Raw genomic sequence first — 19,481 nt, 5'->3', positions numbered from 1 at the left:
GACTTATCCAGCGCGGCCAAGGGGATAACCGAAACCCAAGGAGATCCATCATGGCTTTTAACATTCACAACCGTAACCTGCTCAGCCTGGAACACCACACCCCTCGCGAATTGCGTTACTTGCTCGACCTGTCCCGCGATCTGAAACGCGCGAAATACACCGGCACCGAGCAACAACACCTGAAGGGCAACAACATCGCCCTGATTTTCGAGAAAACTTCGACCCGTACCCGTTGCGCCTTCGAAGTGGCGGCCTATGACCAAGGCGCCAACGTCACTTACATCGACCCGAACTCCTCGCAGATCGGCCACAAGGAAAGCATGAAGGACACCGCCCGCGTGCTCGGGCGCATGTATGACGCCATCGAGTACCGTGGCTTCAAACAGGAAATCGTCGAGGAGCTGGCCAAGTTCGCCGGCGTGCCGGTGTTCAACGGCCTGACCGATGAATATCACCCGACCCAGATGATCGCCGACGTGCTGACCATGCGTGAGCACGCTGACAAGCCGATCCACGAAATCAGCTACGCCTACTTGGGCGACGCGCGCAACAACATGGGCAACTCGCTGCTGCTGATCGGCGCCAAACTGGGCATGGACGTGCGCATCTGCGCGCCGAAAGCGCTGTGGCCGTTGGACGATCTGGTCGCGCGCTGCAAAAAATACGGCGAGGAAAGTGGCGCACGCATCACCCTCACCGAAGATCCGAAAGAAGCGGTCAAGGGCGTGGACTTCATTCACACCGATGTCTGGGTATCGATGGGTGAACCGGTGGAAGCCTGGGCCGAGCGCATTCAGCAACTGCTGCCGTATCAGGTCAACGCCGAGCTGATGAAGGCCACCGGCAACCCGCGTACCAAGTTCATGCACTGCCTGCCGGCGTTCCACAACAGCGACACCAAGGTCGGCAAACAGATCGCCGAACAATATCCGCACCTGAAAAACGGTATTGAAGTGACCGATGACGTGTTCGAGTCGCCGGCCTGCATTGCCTTCGAGCAAGCGGAAAACCGCATGCACACGATCAAGGCGATTCTGGTCTCGACCCTGGCTGATCTCTGACGCCACAGCGCTCCCACTGAAGGAACCGGAAACCCAATGTGGGAGCGAGCCTGCTCGCGAAAGCGGTGGGTCATTCAACAGCGATGTCGACTGATCTGACGCGTTCGCGAGCAGGCTCGCTCCCACAGGGATATCGGTTCCAGCAGGGAGATCGAATCGTTTGTCATTCCTCTGCTTAGAAGGATTGCACCATGCGTATCGTCGTAGCTCTGGGCGGTAACGCCCTGCTCCGCCGTGGTGAGCCGATGACCGCTGACAACCAGCGCGCCAACATCCGCATCGCCACCGAGCAAATCGCCAAGATCCATCCCGGCAACCAACTGGTCATCGCCCACGGCAATGGCCCGCAAGTCGGCCTGCTGTCGCTGCAAGCGGCGGCCTACACCTCTGTCACCCCATACCCGCTGGACGTGCTCGGTGCCGAAACCGAAGGCATGATCGGCTACATCATCGAACAGGAACTGGGCAATCTGCTCGACTTCGAAGTGCCGTTCGCCACCCTGCTGACTCAGGTTGAAGTCGATGCCAACGACCCGGCTTTCAAGAAGCCGAGCAAGCCGATCGGCCCGGTCTACGAGAAAGCCGAAGCGGAAAAACTCGCCGCCGAAAAAGGCTGGGCGATTGCCCCGGATGGCGACAAATTCCGCCGCGTCGTCGCCAGTCCACGGCCGAAACGCATCTTCGAAATCCGCCCGATCAAGTGGCTGCTGGACAAGGGCAGCATCGTCATTTGCGCTGGTGGCGGCGGCATTCCGACCATGTATGACGAAAACCGTAACCTCAAGGGTATCGAGGCGGTGATCGACAAGGACCTGTGCTCGTCGTTGCTCGCCGAGCAACTGGAAGCCGATCTGCTGGTAATCGCCACTGACGTCAACGCAGCGTTCATCGATTACGGCAAGCCGACGCAGAAAGCCATCGCCGAAGCCCACCCGGACGAACTCGAACGCCTTGGTTTCGCCGCCGGCTCCATGGGACCGAAGGTGCAGGCAGCCTGCGAATTCGCGCGCCATACTGGCAAGGTCGCGGTGATCGGTTCGCTGGCCGATATCGAAGCCATCGTCCAGGGCACCGCCGGTACGCGGGTCAGCACGGCGAAGCCGGGGATCAGCTACCGATAACAATAAACGCCGGGGCAGGCTCAAGGCCTGCTCCGCTTCCATGCCTTGAAAGGAGTAGCTCAATGGCCCAGTTCGAACCTGGTCATCTGCACATCGAGCGGCACGCGTTGACCGACGATGACGTCAATTACAACGTGCATCTGGACTATGAAGTGTTCACCGACCCGCAGAAAGGCAAGGGGATTCAGTTCACCCTGCACGGCAGCATGCAGGGCAAGGACATGAAGGAGGCGTTTTTCCTGCCCAAGGAAGAGGCCTACAACTTCGCCCGCGATGTCACGCGGATCGCCGAGAAGTACGGCATACCCAAGACCCACAGCCAGATCGGCTCGGTGCACAAGCATTACGATCTGATGTTTGAAGACATTCGGCAGAAGTTGAATATGCAGTCGGGGGATCCGGTGAACCTCGAGCATTTCGAATAAAAATCAAAAGCCCCTCACCCTAGCCCTCTCCCGGAGGGAGAGGGGACTGATTGGGGGATGCTGCAGCATTGCGTCGGCCTGATCCTGCATCACTGAATCCATAATCGCCCGGTACTTTCAGGTCGATGCATAACCCCAGACACCTCGGTCGGCTCCCTCTCCCCTCCGGGAGAGGGCTGGGGTGAGGGGGCTTTTGATTTAAGGCATACTTGCCCCCCTCCGCACTACAGATCACTGAACCGCCCCCATGCGTATCCACGTCAGCTTCATCGACCGCGTCGGCATCACCCAGGAAGTCCTGGCTATCCTCGGTGGGCGCAATCTCAATCTGGATGCGGTGGAGATGATCCCGCCGAACGTCTACATCGACGCGCCGACCCTCAGCCCGCAAGTGCTCGAAGAACTGAAAGATGCGCTGTTTCGCGTGCTCGGCGTGGAAGCGGTGACCGTGGTCGATATCCTCCCCGGCCAGCGCCGGCACTTGCAGCTAGATGCCCTGCTCGCGGCGATGACCGACCCGGTGCTGGCCCTCGACAGCGCCGGCAAGGTGCTGCTGGCCAACCCGGCGTTGATTGCCCTGTACGGTCGCGAACCGGCCGGTGAAAGCGTCTCGGCGCTGTTCAATGATCCCGGCCTGCTCGATACCCTGCTGGAAAACGGTTTTCGCCTGCCGCTGCGCGAAATCACCGTCAACGGCCAGACCCTGCTGCTCGACGCCACGCCGATCACCGACGCCGGCGCCCTGCTGACCCTGTATCAACCGAACCGCATCGGCGAACAACTCTCGGCACTGCACCACGATCACGCCGAAGGCTTCGACGCGCTGCTCGGCGAGTCTCCGGCGATCCGCACACTCAAGGCCCGCGCGCAACGCGTCGCCGCCCTTGATGCACCGTTGTTGATTCAAGGCGAAACCGGTACCGGTAAAGAACTCGTCGCCCGCGCTTGCCATGCCATCAGTGCACGGCACAGCGCTCCGTTTCTCGCCCTCAACTGCGCGGCGCTGCCGGAGAACCTCGCCGAAAGCGAACTGTTCGGCTACGCCCCCGGCGCCTTCACCGGTGCGGCGCGTGGCGGTAAGCCAGGGCTGATGGAACTGGCCAACCAGGGCACGGTGTTCCTCGATGAAATCGGCGAGATGTCGCCGTACTTGCAGGCCAAACTCCTGCGTTTTCTCAACGACGGCAGCTTCCGCCGCGTCGGTGGTGATCGTGAAGTGAAGGTCAACGTGCGCATCCTCAGCGCGACCCACCGCGATCTGGAAAAAATGGTCAGCGAAGGCCTGTTCCGCGAGGACCTGTTCTATCGCCTCAACGTGCTCAACGTCGAAGTGCCGCCGCTGCGTGAACGCGGCCAGGACATTTTGCTGCTGGCGCGCTACTTCATGCAGCAGGCCTGTGCGCAGATCCAGCGCCCGGTCTGCCGCCTGGCGCCCGGCACTTATCCGGCGCTGCTCGGCAATCGCTGGCCGGGCAACGTGCGGCAACTGCAGAACGTGATTTTCCGTGCGGCGGCGATTTGCGAGAGCAGCCTGGTCGACATCGGCGACCTCGACATCGCCGGCACCTCCGTCGCGCGCCAGACCGACACTGAGGTGGAAAGTCTCGAACAAGCGGTCGAATCGTTCGAAAGAGCGCTGCTGGAAAAGCTTTACGTCAGCTATCCCTCGACCCGGCAACTGGCGAGCCGATTGCAAACCTCGCACACCGCCATCGCCCATCGCCTGCGCAAATACGGCATTCCCAATAAACCCTGACTCACCACGCATCCCTATTGCAGGAAATTCCCCATGTGGGAGCGAGCCTGCTCGCGAAAGCGGTCTATCAGCAAAATAGCTGGCGCCTGACACACCGTATTCGCGAGCAGGCTCGCTCCCACAGGGTTTTATGGTGTATTCGAAATCCGTTCAAAAACGACCTCCACCTGTACCGAAAGCGCTACAGCGGAACGATATCGCTACAGTCGCCTGTGACCAGCGCTGCGCAACGCTTTGATCCCGTTCAGCTTTTCTCCCCGCCCCAAGCTGTAGCGATTTCGCTACAACTCCAGCATCCCAACAAACGTCAAAACCAAGCAACCCATTGATTTATATGGGTAAATCAACCTTGGCCGCATTCTTGCTACCTGCCTCCTCATCTATTAAGGGCTTCCCCGCCCCAAGCTTTCCACCTCGTCCACCAGACGAGTCTGGCCCCTGAGGAGTTTCCATGAGCGAGTTGCGTTTTACTGAAGATCACGAATGGCTGCGCACCGAAGCCGACGGCAGCGTTACTGTCGGCATCACCGCATTCGCGCAGAACGCCTTGGGCGACGTGGTGTTCGTGCAACTGCCTGAGCTGCAGGCTTACGAAAAAGGCGCTGAAGCCGCCACCGTGGAATCGGTGAAAGCCGCCAGCGGCGTGTACATGCCGCTCGATGGCGACGTGCTGGAAGTCAACCCGGCGCTGGAAAACGCCCCGGAACTGGTCAACGAAGATCCGCTGGGCGAAGGCTGGTTCTTCCGCTTCCAGCCAAGCGACGCCGCCGCTGTCGGCGAACTGCTCGATCAGGACGCCTATGACCGCCTGATCAAAGCCCAAGCCGAAGCCTGAGGAATTATCCCATGACCGCCATCAATCTCGGCACCGCCAACGAATTCATCGCCCGTCACATCGGCCCGCGCGCCGGTGACGAGCAAGCCATGCTCAACAGCCTCGGCTTCGATTCCCTCGAAGCGCTGAGCGCCAGCGTCATCCCGGAAAGCATCAAGGGCACCAGCGTGCTGGGCATGGATGACGGCCTCAGCGAAGCCGACGCCCTGGCGATGATCAAATCCATCGCTGGCAAGAATCAGCTGTTCAAGACCTACATCGGCCAGGGCTACTACAACTGCCACACGCCTTCGCCGATCCTGCGCAACCTGCTGGAAAACCCGGCCTGGTACACCGCTTACACCCCGTACCAGCCAGAAATTTCCCAGGGCCGTCTCGAAGCGCTGCTGAACTTCCAGACCATGATCAGCGACCTCACCGGCCTGCCGATCGCCAACGCCTCGCTGCTCGACGAAGCCACCGCCGCTGCCGAAGCCATGACCTTCTGCAAACGCCTGAGCAAGAACAAGGGCAGCCACCAGTTCTTCGCCTCGATCCACAGCCATCCACAGACCCTCGACGTGCTGCGCACCCGTGCCGAGCCGCTCGGTATTGACGTGGTCGTGGGCGATGAGCGCGAACTGACTGACGTCACGCCGTTCTTCGGCGCGCTGCTGCAATACCCGGCGAGCAACGGTGATGTGTTCGACTACCGCGAACTGACCGAGCGCTTCCACGCCGCCAACGCTCTGGTGGCCGTGGCCGCTGACCTGCTCGCCCTGACCCTGCTCACCGCACCGGGCGAATTCGGTGCCGACGTCGCCATCGGTTCGGCGCAACGCTTCGGCGTGCCGCTGGGCTTCGGTGGCCCGCACGCCGCTTACTTCTCCACCAAAGATGCGTTCAAGCGCGACATGCCGGGCCGTCTGGTCGGTGTCTCGGTTGACCGTTTCGGCAAGCCGGCCCTGCGTCTGGCGATGCAGACCCGCGAGCAACACATCCGCCGCGAAAAGGCCACGTCGAATATCTGCACCGCCCAGGTGCTGCTGGCCAACATCGCCAGCATGTACGCCGTGTACCACGGCCCGAAAGGCCTGACGCAGATCGCCAACCGCGTGCATCACCTGACCGCGATCCTGGCCAAGGGCCTGACCGCGCTGGGCACTCAAGTTGAACAAGCCAGTTTCTTCGACACCCTGACCATCGCTACCGGCGCAGACACCGCTGCGCTGCACGACAAGGCGCATGCTGAGCAGATCAATTTGCGTGTGATCGACGCCGAACGTCTGGGCCTGTCGGTCGACGAAACCACCACTCAGGCTGATATCGAAACCCTGTGGGGCCTGTTCGCCGACGGCAAGACCCTCCCGGACTTCGCTGCGCTGGCCGCCTCGGTGCAGAGCACCATCCCTGCTGCGCTGGTGCGCCAGTCGCCGATCCTCAGCCACCCGGTGTTCAACCGTTATCACTCGGAAACCGAGCTGATGCGCTACCTGCGCAAACTGGCGGACAAGGACCTGGCACTGGATCGCACCATGATTCCGCTAGGCTCGTGCACCATGAAACTCAACGCCGCCAGTGAAATGATCCCGGTGACCTGGGCCGAATTCGGTGCACTGCACCCGTTCGCCCCGGCCGCACAAAGCGCCGGTTACCAGCAACTGACCGACGAGCTGGAAGCGATGCTCTGCGCCGCCACCGGTTACGACTCGATCTCGTTGCAACCGAACGCCGGTTCGCAAGGTGAATACGCAGGTCTCCTGGCGATCCGCGCCTACCACCAGAGCCGTGGCGATGAGCGCCGCGACATCTGCCTGATCCCGTCGTCGGCCCACGGCACCAACCCGGCCACCGCGCAAATGGCTGGTATGCGTGTGGTCGTCACCGCGTGCGATGCCCGTGGCAACGTCGACATCGAAGACCTGCGCGCCAAAGCCATCGAGCACCGCGAACACCTCGCCGCGCTGATGATCACCTACCCGTCGACCCACGGCGTGTTCGAAGAAGGCATTCGCGAGATCTGCGCGATCATTCACGACAACGGCGGCCAGGTGTATATCGACGGCGCCAACATGAACGCCATGGTCGGCCTCTGCGCACCGGGCAAGTTCGGCGGCGACGTTTCGCACCTGAACCTGCACAAAACCTTCTGCATCCCGCACGGCGGTGGCGGCCCGGGCGTTGGCCCGATCGGCGTCAAGTCGCACCTGACCCCGTTCCTGCCGGGCCACGGCCAGATGGAACGCAAGGAAGGCGCGGTCTGCGCGGCACCGTTCGGCAGCGCGAGCATTCTGCCGATTACCTGGATGTACATCCGCATGATGGGTGGCGCGGGTCTGAAGCGCGCTTCGCAACTGGCGATCCTCAATGCCAACTACATTTCCCGTCGCCTCGAAGAGCATTACCCAGTGCTGTACACCGGCAGCAACGGCCTGGTGGCGCACGAGTGCATCCTCGATCTGCGTCCGCTGAAAGACAGCAGCGGCATCAGCGTCGATGACGTCGCCAAGCGCCTGATCGACTTCGGTTTCCACGCGCCGACCATGTCGTTCCCGGTCGCCGGCACATTGATGATCGAGCCGACCGAAAGCGAATCCAAGGAAGAACTGGACCGCTTCTGCGACGCGATGATCCGCATCCGCGAAGAAATCCGCGCAGTGGAAAACGGCACCCTGGACAAGGAAGACAACCCACTGAAAAACGCCCCGCACACCGCAGCGGAACTGGTCGGCGAATGGACCCACCCGTACAGCCGCGAGCAAGCCGTTTACCCGGTCGCGTCGCTGATCGAAGGCAAATACTGGCCGCCGGTCGGCCGTGTCGACAACGTCTTCGGCGATCGCAACCTGGTCTGTGCCTGCCCGTCGATCGAAAGCTACGCTTAATGGAATGAGGGGCTGAATATCGGCCCCGATTTCAGCAATACCCTAGATCCCCCTGTGGGAGCGAGCCTGCTCGCGAAGGCGCCATTTCAGTCAACGTAAATGGTGGCTGATCCGACGCTTTCGCGAGCAGGCTCGCTCCCACAAGGGATCTGCACCGATCTCAAAAACTGCGCCAATCCCTATAACAAGAAACCGGAGAACCACTCATGTCGTTAAGCGTGTTCGACCTGTTCAAGATTGGCATCGGTCCTTCCAGTTCTCACACCGTCGGCCCGATGCGCGCGGCTGCGCGCTTTGCCGAGGGCTTACGCCGGGAAAACCTGCTGACCAGCACCGCCAGCGTGCGTGTCGAGCTGTACGGTTCGCTCGGTGCTACCGGCAAAGGTCACGGCAGCGATAAAGCCGTGCTGCTCGGCCTTGAAGGCGAGCACCCGGACACAGTCGACACCGAAACCGTCGCCGCGCGCCTGCAGGAAATTCGCGGCAACGGCTGCTTGAACCTGCTCGGCGAACACAGCATTGCGTTCAACGAGAAAGAACATCTGGCAATGATCCGCAAACCGTTGGCCTATCACCCCAACGGCATGATCTTTCGCGCCTTCGATGCGGCGGGGATTCAGATCCGCAGTCGCGAGTACTACTCGGTTGGCGGTGGTTTTGTTGTCGATGAAGATGCAGCCGGTGCCGATCGCATCGTCGAAGATGCAACGCCACTGACCTTCCCTTTCAAAAGCGCCAAGGACTTGCTCGGTCATTGCGCCACGTACGGGCTGTCGATCAGCCAGGTGATGCTGACCAACGAGAGCGCCTGGCGCCCGGAAGCCGAAACCCGTGCCGGCCTGCTGAAAATCTGGCAGGTGATGCAGGACTGCGTCGCTGCTGGCTGTCGTAACGAAGGTATCTTGCCGGGCGGTTTGAAGGTCAAACGCCGGGCGGCGGCGCTGCATCGGCAATTGTGCAAGAGCCCGGAATCGGCCCTGCGCGATCCGCTGTCGGTGCTCGACTGGGTCAATCTTTATGCACTGGCGGTCAACGAAGAAAACGCCAACGGCGGACGCGTGGTCACTGCGCCCACCAATGGCGCGGCGGGGATCATTCCGGCGGTGCTGCATTACTACATGCGTTTTATCCCCGGGGCGAATGACGACGGTGTCGTGCGTTTTCTGCTGACCGCTGCCGCGATCGGCATTCTTTACAAGGAAAACGCTTCGATCTCCGGCGCCGAAGTCGGTTGTCAGGGTGAAGTCGGTGTGGCCTGTTCAATGGCGGCCGGCGCTCTGTGCGAAGTGCTCGGCGGCAGCGTGCAGCAAGTCGAGAACGCCGCGGAAATCGGCATGGAACACAACCTCGGTTTGACCTGCGACCCGATCGGCGGCCTGGTACAAGTCCCGTGCATCGAGCGCAATGCGATGGGTTCGGTGAAAGCCATCAATGCCGTGCGCATGGCCATGCGTGGCGACGGCCAGCATTTCGTCTCCCTCGACAAAGTCATCCGCACCATGCGCCAGACCGGCGCCGACATGAAAAGCAAATACAAGGAAACCGCCCGCGGCGGCCTGGCGGTCAACATTATCGAATGCTGATTACCAACTCAGCCAAACGTAACTAGCTCCCTCTCCCTCCGGGAGAGGGCTGGGGTGAGGGGCTCTTGATCTTGCCTCTCACCCGCAACCCAAATTCAAAGGAGCCACGCATGTCCACCGAACAACTCTCGAAAACCCCGCTGCACGCACTGCACCTCGAACTCGGCGCGCGCATGGTGCCGTTCGCCGGCTACGACATGCCCGTGCAATATCCGCTCGGAGTGATGAAAGAACACCAGCACACCCGCGAACAGGCGGGGCTGTTCGACGTCTCGCACATGGGCCAGATTCGTCTGACCGGTGCCAATGCGGCCAAAGCCCTGGAAACCCTGGTGCCGGTGGACATCATCGACCTGCCGGTGGGCATGCAGCGTTATGCGATGTTCACCAACGAAAGCGGCGGCATCCTCGACGACCTGATGGTTGCCAATCTGGGCGATGACGAGTTGTTCCTGGTGGTCAACGCCGCGTGCAAGGATCAGGATCTCGCGCATCTGCAAAAACACATCGGCGATCAGTGCACCATTACGGCGCTGTTCGAAGAGCGCGCCCTGCTCGCCCTGCAAGGTCCGGCAGCCGTCACGGTGCTGGCGCGTCTTGCGCCGGACGTGACGAAGATGACCTTCATGCAGTTCAACCGTGTGTCGTTGCTGGGCGTGGACTGCTTTGTCAGCCGTTCGGGCTACACCGGTGAAGACGGTTTCGAAATCTCTGTACCGGCCGCCGAAGCGGAAAAACTCGCCCGCGCCCTGCTCGCCGAACCAGAGGTCCAGGCCATCGGCCTCGGCGCCCGTGATTCGCTGCGTCTGGAAGCCGGCCTGTGCCTGTACGGCCATGACATGAACACCGAAACCACGCCGATCGAAGCCAGCCTGCTTTGGGCGATCTCCAAGCCACGCCGCGCCGACGGCGCACGGGCCGGCGGTTTCCCGGGCGCCGAGCAGATCTTCGCGCAACAACAGAACGGCGTCGCACGCAAACGCGTCGGCCTGCTGCCACAGGAGCGTACCCCGGTGCGTGAAGGCGCAGAGATCGTCAACGAGGCCGGCGAGATCATCGGCAGCGTCTGCAGCGGCGGCTTTGGTCCAACCTTGGGCGGGCCATTGGCGATGGGTTACCTCGACAGCGCCTACGTCACGCTCGATACACCTGTGTGGGCCATCGTCCGTGGGAAAAAGGTGCAAATGCTTGTAAGCAAAATGCCATTTGTTCCACAACGCTACTATCGCGGTTGATCGACTGTTTCTATAAGTAACGCGATTGCGTTATGCGTGCACTAATGTGTAACGCAATCGCCATAAAACAGTGCGTTTTTTAACATCTGTTTCGAATATGAACGTTGCTTATAACGACTGCAAAAAACTGAACCAGACAATCGTCTAAGACTGCTCTAGTGAACTGACTAATTGCCGCGAAGAGCAGTAAAACCGGGGCCTTCGCAGGGCTTGTTTTTTCTCCCGTAGTTGGCGTAGAGTTTGTCCACTGTGTTTGCATGGGTCAGCTTGGAATCGTGACCTGGGCAGTAGCCTACAAGTTAGCTACATCCCGCTCGACGTCTTCTTACTCCTTGCAACCAGCTCCAGTACTCTTTCATGTGAAAGGGGCTGTCATCAATTTTTGCGTCAAAGGAAATAAGAAATGTCCACACGTCAGAGCGGTACCGTCAAGTGGTTTAACGACGAGAAAGGTTTTGGTTTTATCACTCCAGAAAGCGGTCCGGATCTGTTCGTACATTTCCGCGCCATTCAGGGCAACGGCTTCAAGAGCCTGAAAGAAGGCCAGAAGGTGACTTTCGTTGCCGTGCAAGGCCAGAAAGGCATGCAGGCTGACGAAGTACAAGCAGAAGCCTGATCTTCTGATACGAAAAAGCCCCTGATATTGATATCAGGGGCTTTTTTGTGCGCGCTTATCCGTAAAATGGCGCTTCCATTCGCGTCCCGAGGCTGCCATGTCGAAACACCTGCTCACGCCGCAAGGGGACTTTCCTCCCGTTGCTCTCGGTCGTCGTCTGGCGGCGATGTTCTACGACTTCCTGCTGTGCACCGCCCTGCTGATCGTCACCGGATTCATCTATAAGTTGATCCAGGCGGCGATCATTGGCGAAGAGCGTCTGCGAGTGATGACCGACGCCGGCCAGCTGGATGGTGATCCGCTCTACTCCACGGTGCTGCTGTTGGTATTGTTCGGCTTCTTTGCCAAGTTCTGGACCCATGGCGGGCAGACACTGGGCATGCAGGTGTGGGGGATCCGCGTGCAGAACGCCAACGGCACAGCGATCAGCCTGTGGCAGGCGCTGCTGCGCTTTATGGTGTCGATCGCGTCGTGGTTGTGTGTCGGGCTGGGATTCTTCTGGTCGCTGTTCGACAAGCAGAAACGCACCTGGCACGACATCTATTCGGATACGTGCGTGGTGCGGATCCCGAAGAAGAGCAAATAATTTCCATGCTCAAGAGTCGGCCTGTGGTGAGGGGATTTATCCCCGTCCGGCTGCGTAGTAGTCGTAAAGGAGCCCACGCGGTATCCCTGATACGCCGCGGTGTTTGATTTAGGGCGGCTTCGCCACCCAACGGGGATAAATCCCCTCACCACAGGGCTCACTCATACAAGGGGTTCACTCAGGCGTTACCGGCCAATTTCATCCGTGCTGCCTGGGTGAAGTCGAGCATGCGCTTCAACGGGCGGATCGCTTGGGGAATCAGCGCCGGATCGACAAAGATCTCGTTGGTGCCTTCTTTCAAGCTCTTGAGCGTGCGCTCAAGGGTGTTCATGGCCATCCACGGGCAATGTGCACAACTGCGGCACGCGGCGCCATTACCGGCGGTAGGCGCCTCGATAAAGACCTTGTCCGGGCACAGCTGCTGCATCTTGTAGAAGATGCCACGGTCGGTAGCGACGATCAGGGTCTTGTTCGGCAGGCTTTGCGCGGCCGCGATCAACTGACTGGTGGAACCGACGGCATCCGCCAGCTCAATCACCGAAGTCGGCGACTCGGGATGCACCAGAATCGCCGCGTCCGGGTACAGCGCCTTCATGTCTTCGAGCTGCTTGGACTTGAATTCTTCATGGACGATGCAAGCACCGTCCCACAGCAGCATGTCGGCGCCGGTCTTGCGCTGAATGTAGGTGCCCAGATGCTTGTCCGGGCCCCAGATGATCGTCTCGCCGTTGTCCATCAGGCTTTCGACGATTTCCAGTGCGCAGCTCGAAGTCACCACCCAGTCAGCCCGAGCCTTCACGGCGGCGGAAGTATTGGCATACACCACCACGGTGCGTTCCGGGTGCTGGTCGCAGAACGCCGAGAACTCATCGACCGGGCATCCCAGGTCCAGCGAGCACGTCGCCTCCAGGGTCGGCATCAGCACGCGTTTTTCCGGGTTGAGAATCTTTGCCGTCTCGCCCATGAACTTCACGCCGGCGACCACCACGGTCTTGGCCGGATGGGCATTGCCGAAGCGGGCCATTTCCAGGGAATCGGATACACAGCCGCCGGTCTCTTCGGCCAGGGCCTGAATCACCGGATCGCAATAAAAGTGGGCAACCAGCACCGCGTCCTGAGCCTTGAGCTCGGCGGCGATGGCGGAACGGTAATAAGCCTCCTCTTCTGCCGTCAGCGGTTTGGGCTGTTTGGCGTCGAGGTGGGCTTGAACCAGAAGGCGTTCGGAAATCTGCGTCATGTTCGCAAGACCTGCAGGCGCATTCGCGCGAAAGTCGAGTATACACCCGGCTCCGGACCGTTAGAGGGTACCGCCGGGAGAGTGAGTATCATCAGGCACGGACAGCGTTGAAGCTGCGCAAGGCTACAGAATATCCCGTTGATACAAAAGATGATTCTGACCTGTGTCAGGCCGCCCGCGCTGAAACGTCGAACGCCCGAATTGCAGGCAAAAAAAAACCCGGAAATCCTCACTTTCGTGGGCCTTCCGGATTTTCTAAACCGCCAAATATGGTGGGTCGTGTGGGATTCGAACCTACGACCAATTGGTTAAAAGCCAACTGCTCTACCAACTGAGCTAACGACCCGCTGTGTGGTGGCGCGTATAATACTGATTTCTAAGGACTATTCAACACCTTTTTTGAAAAAGATCAAAAATAAGGGGTTGGATCGCTCACACCTGCCGCCGCGAAGCCTTCAGCACGCAGGCGGCAGCTGTCGCATTTGCCGCAGGCGCGGCCGTCATCGTCTGCCTGATAGCAGGAAACCGTGAGGCCATAATCCACGCCCAGCTTCACGCCAGCCTGGACGATCTGCGCCTTGCTCAGGTTTTGCAGTGGCGCCTGAATGCGGAAGCCATTGCCTTCCACGCCCGCTTTGGTGGCCAGGTTGGCCATGCGCTCGAACGACTCGATGAACTCGGGACGGCAATCCGGGTAGCCGGAATAATCCACTGCATTGACGCCGATGAAGATGTCGCGCGCGCCGAGCACTTCGGCCCAACCCAATGCCAACGACAGGAACACCGTGTTGCGCGCCGGCACGTAAGTCACCGGAATGCCTTCGCCCAGCTCTTCCGGAATATCGATGCTGGTGTCAGTCAGCGCCGAGCCGCCCATGCCATTGAGGTTCAATCCGATGACCTTGTGCTCGACCACTCCCAGATCGCGAGCAACGCGGGCGGCGGCATGCAATTCAGCATGGGAGCGCTGGCCGTAATCGAAGCTCATGGTGTAGCAGGCGTAGCCTTCGGCGCGTGCCATCGCCACGACGGTGGCCGAGTCGAGGCCGCCCGAAAGCAGGATAACGGCACGTTTTTCGGTAGTGTTCAGTTGCTCAATCATCTCAGCGCCCCGGCTCATCATTCCATAGATATTTATGCAACTGCAGTTGCAGCCGCACTGGCAGGTTATCTGCCACCACCCAATCCGCCAGATCCCTGGCATTGAGGTCATGATGACTTGGGGAGAAAAGCACTTCACCCGCACGTCTATCAAGCCCGTACTGGATCAGTTTCGATACCGCCCAGTCATAGTCTTCCCGCGAGCAGATGACAAACTTCACCTGATCGTTGCGGGTCAGCAGTTCGATGTTCTCGTAACGGTTGCGATGGGCTTCTTTCGAGCCCGGCGTTTTCAGGTCGACGACGCGACTGACACGCGGATCGACGGCGGATACGTCGAGGGCGCCGCTGGTTTCCAGCGACACCTCGTAACCGGCATCACACAACCGTTCAAGCAAAGGAATGGCGTTCGGCTGAGCCAACGGCTCACCGCCGGTGACACAGACGTAGCGCGGACGATATCCGGCCACTTGCTCAAGGATGTCGTCGAGGGTACGGACGGTGCCGCCGCTGAACGCATAAGCGCTGTCGCAGTATTGGCAACGCAACGGGCAACCGGTCAGGCGCACGAAAACCGTGGGCAGCCCGGCAGTCCGAGTTTCCCCCTGCAACGAGTAGAAAACTTCGGTGATTCTCAATGTGTCTTGCATAGTCGCCACGGGCGTAACAGCTAAACAGGCTGTCCGCCTCCGTCAGGCACTTCAGGCAATCCCGCCAACGCGTAGACCACAAGAAGCGTGTTTCAGAAAAAGGGCGTGAATTCTAACGAAAAAACCCGCGACAAACGCGGGTTTCTTCAAAACGCGGATGAACAGGCTTACATGCGCTGCAAATCACGCTGGGCCAGCTGCGCGGCGGAAGTGCCCGGATATTGGGACACCACCTGCTGCAGAATGCCTTTGACCTTGTCGGTATGACCGAGGCGGCGTTCTACGTCAGCCAGCTTGTACAGCGAATCCGGCACTTTGTTGTGCTTGGGATACAGCTGCGAAACCTTGGCAAAGGCCTGACCTGCACCTTGCAGATCACCCTTGGCCAGGTTCACTTCGCCCAACCAGTATTGAGCGTTGCCCGCGTACTGGCTGTTGGGGTATTTGCGCAGGAAAGCGGCGAAGGCCTGGCTGGCCTTGTCGAAATCCTTGGCTTTGATCAGGTCGAAAGCGGCATCGTAATACAGCTTTTCCTTGGCCGGATCAGCCGGTTCGCTACCCGCAGCAGGGGCCTGGGCTGCCGCAGCAGCACCCGCGCCTGCGGCAGCACCGGCAGCACCGGCAGCAGCACTTGCATCGCCACCGGCAGAAGAATTCTCGGGAGTCGCGGCTGGTGCAACGCCGGATCCTATGCGCCGATCAAGATCCTGGTATCGCTCCAGGGATTCCTGCTTCATGCGCGAAACCTGATTCTGCAGTTCTTCGATCACGCCCTGTTGGCGCGAGATCTGATCCTGCATCTGTTGCAATTGGTTGAACAGCATGCCTTGTGCCGAGGCAGGGGCCGAAGCCGCTCCCCCGGCATAGGCGCCGTTCGTACCGTAACCCGCAGGCGGATAACTGCTCCCGCTATTGTTATAACCGGAGTTGTCATCGACCACAGGAACCGCAGCCCACGCCGCAAGCGGCGCGAGGCTGAGAGCCAGAACAGTTACAGCACGACGGCACGTTCGCATATCGAATTACTTACGCAGTTCGACGCGACGGTTCTGGGCCCAGGACTGCTCGTCGTTGCCGGTAGCAACTGGACGCTCTTCGCCGTAGGAAACCAGTTCCAGCTGAGCTGGGGAAACACCTTGCAGTACCAGGTAGCGCTGAACGGCTTTCGCACGACGCTCGCCCAGTGCCATGTTGTACTCACGAGTACCACGTTCGTCGGTGTTGCCTTCCAGAACAACGCGAGCGCCGTTTGCTTTCAGGTCTTTGGCGTGAACGTCCAGAGCGCGCATGGCTTCTGGCTTCAGGTCCGAGCTGTCGTATTCGAAGTAGAAGGTGGTGATTGCGCGCAGAGCAGCTTCTTCGCTCAGGGAGCCGTCAACGGCACCGGTGTTTGCGCCGTAACCAGCGTTTGGATCAACAGCGCCTTCACCGGCGTTGTCGCCGCCTTTGGACGAGCAACCTACAGCTACAGCCATGGCCAGAGCCAGCGCAGCAAATTTACCAAACTTCAGCATTTCCATCGTGAAACTCCTAATGAACCCCAGTGTGTTAAGTAAAACGTGTAGCGCCCGCTCACTTCAGGTAAGGGGACCAGGACGGTTCTCTGACTTCGCCTTGAGCGGTAGGAAGCGGGAGCCTCACGCGTCCATTAATGGACACGAGCATCAAGACTCCCCGGCCCTGTTGGCGGGTGGCGTAGATTACCATGGTGCCGTTGGGCGCAACAGTAGGTGACTCGTCCAGAGTGCTATCAGTGAGGATCTTTACACTACCCCGCTGCAGATCCTGAGCTGCCACCTTGAAATTGGTGAAGCCATCCTGACGATGAATCATCACCAAAGTCTTTTCATCAGCCGAAAGTTTCGGGTTGGCGTTGTAGTTGCCCACGAACGTCACACGCTCGGCACCACCGCCACCGACGCTGGTTTTATAGATTTGCGGCTTGCCGCCACGGTCCGAGGTGAAATAGATGGTCGAGCCATCCTTGCCCCAGAACGGTTCGGTATTGATGCCCTGGCCGTTGGTTACGCGGCTGATCTGACGCGAACCGAGGTTCATCACGTAGATGTCCGGGTTGCCGTCTTTCGACAGCACGAACGCCAGGCGATTGCCATCCGGCGACCAGGCTGGCGCGCCGTTGAGGCCTTCGAAGTTGGTGATCTGCTCACGGCGACCGGTGTCGATGTTCTGCATGAAGATACGCGGACGCTTCTGCTCGAACGACACGTAGGCGATACGCTTGCCGTCCGGTGCAAAACGCGGCGACAGGATCGGCTCGCGCGATTGCAGCAGAGTCACTGCGCGTGCGCCGTCATAGTCGGAGCGTTGCAGGGTGTAACGAGTGTTCTTCTCGGAAAAACGCTCGGCCGTTACGTAAAGCAAACGTGTCGAGAAGGCACCTTCAATGCCGGTCAGCTTCTGGAACGACTGATCGGAAATGAAGTGCGCCATGTCACGGATCTGGTCGGTCGTACCGGAAACACTGCCGTCCGCCACTTTCTGCTCGGTGGCGACGTTGAACAGTGCCCACTGCACCTGCAGGCGACCGCCCGCTGGAGCGATGCTGCCGACCATCATGTACTGAGCACCCACCGCCTTCCAGTCACGGAAGATGATTTCGCTCGGCTGGCTTGGCTGGCTGATCATGTTGGCTTTCGGAATCGGCGAGTAATAGCCCGAGTTGCGCAAATCGTTGCCAATGATTTCAGCCATGTCGTCAGGCAGCACGGCGCCGCCCTGCATGCCGAACGGTACGACGGCGATCGGAGTGGCCCGATCGCTGCCGCTGGTGACCAGAATGTTCTTTTCATCTGCCGTCGCGATCCCTGCCATGCAGCAGATCACGACCAGCATTCCTCGAAGAAGGTTTCTCACAAGGCTAGATCCTCAGGTGTGAATGTCATCTTGAATGAACGATACGGAGCGAAATCGCTCGGCTTCATTCCCTGCATTTCTGTCAAACGTCCAATATTCTTCACTGCCGCGACCGCCGAAGCATCGAACGGACCGTCACCACTGGACTTGGCGACGCTGACCGAAGTCACTGTGCCGTCCGGCAACATGCCGATTTGCAGCACGACCGTCATGCCTTTGCGCGCCGAAGGAGGACGAGCCCAGCCTTCCGCTGCACGAGCGCGAATCAGGTCATCGAAACTGCCGGCAACTTCGTCACCCTGCTCATCTGCCAGGGCCTGCTGACGCTGCGGCGTGTCGGAAAGCAGATCTGCCAGGGCCTGGGCCTTTTTGTCTTCGGCGGATTTGCGTGCCGCTTCCTGCGCTTTCTTCTTCGCAGCATCGGCAGCAGCTTTCTTCTTCGCGTCTTCGGCGACTTTCTTCTTCGCCTCTTCAGCTTCAGCTTTCTTCTTGGCGTCTTCGGCGGCTTTCTTCTTCGCGTCTTCGACGATCTTCTTCTTGGCTTCTTCGGCAGCGGCCTTCTTCGCCTCTTCCTCAGCAGCCTTCTTCGCTTCGTCTTCGGCCTTCTTCTTGGCTATATCAGCCAATTGTTTCTCTTCGGCCTTTTTCGCTTCGGCTTTCTTCGCGTCGTCGGCTTTCTTGGCTTCATCAGCCTTTTTCGCCTCGTCGGCTTTTTTCGCCTCGTCTGCCTTCTTGGCTTCCTCGGCCTTTTGAGCCGCTTCCTCTTTCTTTTGTTCCGCCGCCTTCACCGCTTCCTGCTCGATCTTTTTCTGTTCCATCTGTTCGACTTCGGTCTGGCGCGCGGCGGATTTCTTCGCCTCACCCGCAATCTTCTGATTGGTCTGGGTGGTCGCCTGACTTTTCGATTTCAGCTGGTATAGAGTCGCCTGGACGATCGGCTTGGCCGGCGGCAGTTCGGGCGTGAAGGCAAAACTGACGAACAGCATGCCGAACACCAGCACGTGCAGGACGATTGCCAGAACACTAGGCCAGAAGTAGCTTTCCGAGGCGGACGGCTCTCGCTGTTGCTGCATTAGGGGGCCTCGGTAATCAGACCAACGTTACCGACCCCGGCTTTCTGCAACCCGCCCATGGCGCCCATGACGGCGCCGTAGTCGACAGTTTTGTCACCACGAATGAACACCTGGGTGCGTTTGCCGCCCTCGGTGCCGGCGCGGATGATCTTGGTCACCGCGTCCGTCATCTGTGGCAGGGTCATGGCCCTGTCCTGTTGCTTCTCGGTGTCGACTTCGCTGCCAAGGTTCCAGTAGTAGGTCTTGTCAGCCTTGATCGAAATGGTCAGGACCTGAGTGTTGTTGTCCTGCGGCAAGGCTTCGCTGGAAACCTTGGGCAGATCAACTTTCACGCCCTGATTGAGCATCGGCGCGGTCACCATGAAGATGACCAGCAGCACCAACATCACGTCGATGTAGGGCACCACGTTCATCTCGGCGACCGGCTTGCGCTTTTTGCGAGCTCGAGCGATTAAAGCCATCGG

The 19,481-nt window shown here is 59.7% G+C and carries 18 protein-coding genes and 1 tRNA gene; 10 read left to right on the top strand and 9 right to left on the bottom strand.

The window, feature by feature from the left end; genetic code table 11:
- Nucleotides 1–50 precede the first annotated feature (50 nt).
- The 10 genes from AB4N48_RS04155 to AB4N48_RS04110 all read left to right on the top strand — a co-directional run bounded on the left by AB4N48_RS04155 (nucleotide 51) and on the right by AB4N48_RS04110 (nucleotide 12,082).
- Entirely contained in the window at nucleotides 51–1,061 is a 1,011-nt protein-coding gene (locus AB4N48_RS04155) for an ornithine carbamoyltransferase (protein WP_041479782.1), read from the top strand.
- A 191-nt stretch (nucleotides 1,062–1,252) separates the two neighbouring features.
- Nucleotides 1,253–2,182, top strand: a complete 930-nt coding sequence (arcC, locus tag AB4N48_RS04150; RefSeq protein WP_056787936.1) for a carbamate kinase — start codon at nucleotides 1,253–1,255, stop codon at nucleotides 2,180–2,182.
- 62 nt (nucleotides 2,183–2,244) lie between these two features.
- Nucleotides 2,245–2,607: a DUF5064 family protein gene (locus tag AB4N48_RS04145; protein ID WP_041479784.1), complete on the top strand. Its 363-nt coding sequence runs from the start codon at nucleotides 2,245–2,247 to the stop codon at nucleotides 2,605–2,607.
- A 247-nt stretch (nucleotides 2,608–2,854) separates the two neighbouring features.
- Entirely contained in the window at nucleotides 2,855–4,363 is a 1,509-nt protein-coding gene (locus AB4N48_RS04140) for a sigma-54-dependent transcriptional regulator (RefSeq protein WP_095181474.1), read from the top strand.
- A 451-nt stretch (nucleotides 4,364–4,814) separates the two neighbouring features.
- On the top strand, nucleotides 4,815–5,198 hold the full coding sequence (gene gcvH / locus AB4N48_RS04135; RefSeq protein WP_150741947.1) for a glycine cleavage system protein GcvH: 384 nt from the start codon (nucleotides 4,815–4,817) through the stop codon (nucleotides 5,196–5,198).
- A gap of 11 nt (nucleotides 5,199–5,209) precedes the next feature.
- Nucleotides 5,210–8,062, top strand: coding sequence for an aminomethyl-transferring glycine dehydrogenase (gene gcvP, locus AB4N48_RS04130; RefSeq protein ID WP_236168323.1), 2,853 nt, complete (start codon nucleotides 5,210–5,212; stop codon nucleotides 8,060–8,062).
- A 206-nt stretch (nucleotides 8,063–8,268) separates the two neighbouring features.
- The gene (locus AB4N48_RS04125; RefSeq protein ID WP_353188706.1) at nucleotides 8,269–9,645 is read left to right on the top strand and encodes an L-serine ammonia-lyase; all 1,377 of its coding nucleotides are present in this window, start codon (nucleotides 8,269–8,271) and stop codon (nucleotides 9,643–9,645) included.
- Nucleotides 9,646–9,755: 110 nt separating this feature from the next.
- On the top strand, nucleotides 9,756–10,880 hold the full coding sequence (gene gcvT, locus AB4N48_RS04120) for a glycine cleavage system aminomethyltransferase GcvT (RefSeq protein ID WP_236168321.1): 1,125 nt from the start codon (nucleotides 9,756–9,758) through the stop codon (nucleotides 10,878–10,880).
- A 403-nt stretch (nucleotides 10,881–11,283) separates the two neighbouring features.
- Entirely contained in the window at nucleotides 11,284–11,496 is a 213-nt protein-coding gene (locus tag AB4N48_RS04115; protein WP_003227496.1) for a cold-shock protein, read from the top strand.
- A 97-nt stretch (nucleotides 11,497–11,593) separates the two neighbouring features.
- Nucleotides 11,594–12,082: an RDD family protein gene (locus AB4N48_RS04110; RefSeq protein WP_071173361.1), complete on the top strand. Its 489-nt coding sequence runs from the start codon at nucleotides 11,594–11,596 to the stop codon at nucleotides 12,080–12,082.
- 178 nt (nucleotides 12,083–12,260) lie between these two features.
- On the opposite strand, the gene nadA is transcribed toward AB4N48_RS04110, so the two are convergent.
- From nadA to tolR, 9 genes are all read right to left on the bottom strand, one after another.
- Nucleotides 12,261–13,319, bottom strand: coding sequence for a quinolinate synthase NadA (nadA, locus tag AB4N48_RS04105; protein WP_016773509.1), 1,059 nt, complete (start codon nucleotides 13,317–13,319; stop codon nucleotides 12,261–12,263).
- Between the two features lie 270 nt (nucleotides 13,320–13,589).
- Nucleotides 13,590–13,665, bottom strand: a tRNA-Lys gene (locus AB4N48_RS04100).
- 63 nt (nucleotides 13,666–13,728) lie between these two features.
- Nucleotides 13,729–14,421, bottom strand: coding sequence for a 7-cyano-7-deazaguanine synthase QueC (gene queC, locus AB4N48_RS04095; protein ID WP_041479788.1), 693 nt, complete (start codon nucleotides 14,419–14,421; stop codon nucleotides 13,729–13,731).
- A 1-nt stretch (nucleotide 14,422) separates the two neighbouring features.
- Nucleotides 14,423–15,070 carry a 7-carboxy-7-deazaguanine synthase QueE gene (queE, locus tag AB4N48_RS04090; RefSeq protein ID WP_041479789.1) on the bottom strand — a complete coding sequence of 216 codons (648 nt, stop codon included), beginning with the start codon at nucleotides 15,068–15,070 and terminating at the stop codon, nucleotides 14,423–14,425.
- A 167-nt stretch (nucleotides 15,071–15,237) separates the two neighbouring features.
- Nucleotides 15,238–16,086, bottom strand: a complete 849-nt coding sequence (gene ybgF / locus AB4N48_RS04085) for a tol-pal system protein YbgF (protein WP_460094850.1) — start codon at nucleotides 16,084–16,086, stop codon at nucleotides 15,238–15,240.
- A 6-nt stretch (nucleotides 16,087–16,092) separates the two neighbouring features.
- Nucleotides 16,093–16,590 carry a peptidoglycan-associated lipoprotein Pal gene (pal, locus tag AB4N48_RS04080; RefSeq protein WP_003178634.1) on the bottom strand — a complete coding sequence of 166 codons (498 nt, stop codon included), beginning with the start codon at nucleotides 16,588–16,590 and terminating at the stop codon, nucleotides 16,093–16,095.
- 52 nt (nucleotides 16,591–16,642) lie between these two features.
- Entirely contained in the window at nucleotides 16,643–17,923 is a 1,281-nt protein-coding gene (tolB, locus tag AB4N48_RS04075) for a Tol-Pal system beta propeller repeat protein TolB (RefSeq protein ID WP_164488347.1), read from the bottom strand.
- A gap of 17 nt (nucleotides 17,924–17,940) precedes the next feature.
- Nucleotides 17,941–19,017 carry a cell envelope integrity protein TolA gene (gene tolA / locus AB4N48_RS04070; RefSeq protein WP_016773505.1) on the bottom strand — a complete coding sequence of 359 codons (1,077 nt, stop codon included), beginning with the start codon at nucleotides 19,015–19,017 and terminating at the stop codon, nucleotides 17,941–17,943.
- A complete protein-coding gene (gene tolR, locus AB4N48_RS04065) occupies nucleotides 19,017–19,469 on the bottom strand; it encodes a protein TolR (RefSeq protein ID WP_160767866.1) in 453 nt (150 codons plus the stop codon). The genes tolA and tolR overlap by 1 nt, the downstream gene beginning before the upstream one ends.
- Nucleotides 19,470–19,481 lie beyond the last annotated feature (12 nt).

It is taken from the genome of Pseudomonas sp. S2_C11 (assembly GCF_054668395.1).
This window is presented reverse-complemented; position numbering and strand designations above follow the sequence as displayed.

What these genes read in the sequence shown, in the direction of transcription:
- ybgF (WP_460094850.1), bottom strand. Translation starts at nt 16,086, where the DNA reads ATGCGAACGTGCCGTCGTGCTGTAACTGTTCTGGCTCTCAGCCTCGCG.
- AB4N48_RS04140 (WP_095181474.1), top strand. Translation starts at nt 2,855, where the DNA reads ATGCGTATCCACGTCAGCTTCATCGACCGCGTCGGCATCACCCAGGAA.
- gcvP (WP_236168323.1), top strand. Translation starts at nt 5,210, where the DNA reads ATGACCGCCATCAATCTCGGCACCGCCAACGAATTCATCGCCCGTCAC.
- nadA (WP_016773509.1), bottom strand. Translation starts at nt 13,319, where the DNA reads ATGACGCAGATTTCCGAACGCCTTCTGGTTCAAGCCCACCTCGACGCC.
- tolB (WP_164488347.1), bottom strand. Translation starts at nt 17,923, where the DNA reads ATGCTGGTCGTGATCTGCTGCATGGCAGGGATCGCGACGGCAGATGAA.
- tolA (WP_016773505.1), bottom strand. Translation starts at nt 19,017, where the DNA reads ATGCAGCAACAGCGAGAGCCGTCCGCCTCGGAAAGCTACTTCTGGCCT.
- arcC (WP_056787936.1), top strand. Translation starts at nt 1,253, where the DNA reads ATGCGTATCGTCGTAGCTCTGGGCGGTAACGCCCTGCTCCGCCGTGGT.
- gcvT (WP_236168321.1), top strand. Translation starts at nt 9,756, where the DNA reads ATGTCCACCGAACAACTCTCGAAAACCCCGCTGCACGCACTGCACCTC.
- gcvH (WP_150741947.1), top strand. Translation starts at nt 4,815, where the DNA reads ATGAGCGAGTTGCGTTTTACTGAAGATCACGAATGGCTGCGCACCGAA.
- pal (WP_003178634.1), bottom strand. Translation starts at nt 16,590, where the DNA reads ATGGAAATGCTGAAGTTTGGTAAATTTGCTGCGCTGGCTCTGGCCATG.
- queE (WP_041479789.1), bottom strand. Translation starts at nt 15,070, where the DNA reads ATGCAAGACACATTGAGAATCACCGAAGTTTTCTACTCGTTGCAGGGG.
- AB4N48_RS04110 (WP_071173361.1), top strand. Translation starts at nt 11,594, where the DNA reads ATGTCGAAACACCTGCTCACGCCGCAAGGGGACTTTCCTCCCGTTGCT.
- AB4N48_RS04115 (WP_003227496.1), top strand. Translation starts at nt 11,284, where the DNA reads ATGTCCACACGTCAGAGCGGTACCGTCAAGTGGTTTAACGACGAGAAA.
- AB4N48_RS04155 (WP_041479782.1), top strand. Translation starts at nt 51, where the DNA reads ATGGCTTTTAACATTCACAACCGTAACCTGCTCAGCCTGGAACACCAC.
- AB4N48_RS04145 (WP_041479784.1), top strand. Translation starts at nt 2,245, where the DNA reads ATGGCCCAGTTCGAACCTGGTCATCTGCACATCGAGCGGCACGCGTTG.
- queC (WP_041479788.1), bottom strand. Translation starts at nt 14,421, where the DNA reads ATGATTGAGCAACTGAACACTACCGAAAAACGTGCCGTTATCCTGCTT.
- AB4N48_RS04125 (WP_353188706.1), top strand. Translation starts at nt 8,269, where the DNA reads ATGTCGTTAAGCGTGTTCGACCTGTTCAAGATTGGCATCGGTCCTTCC.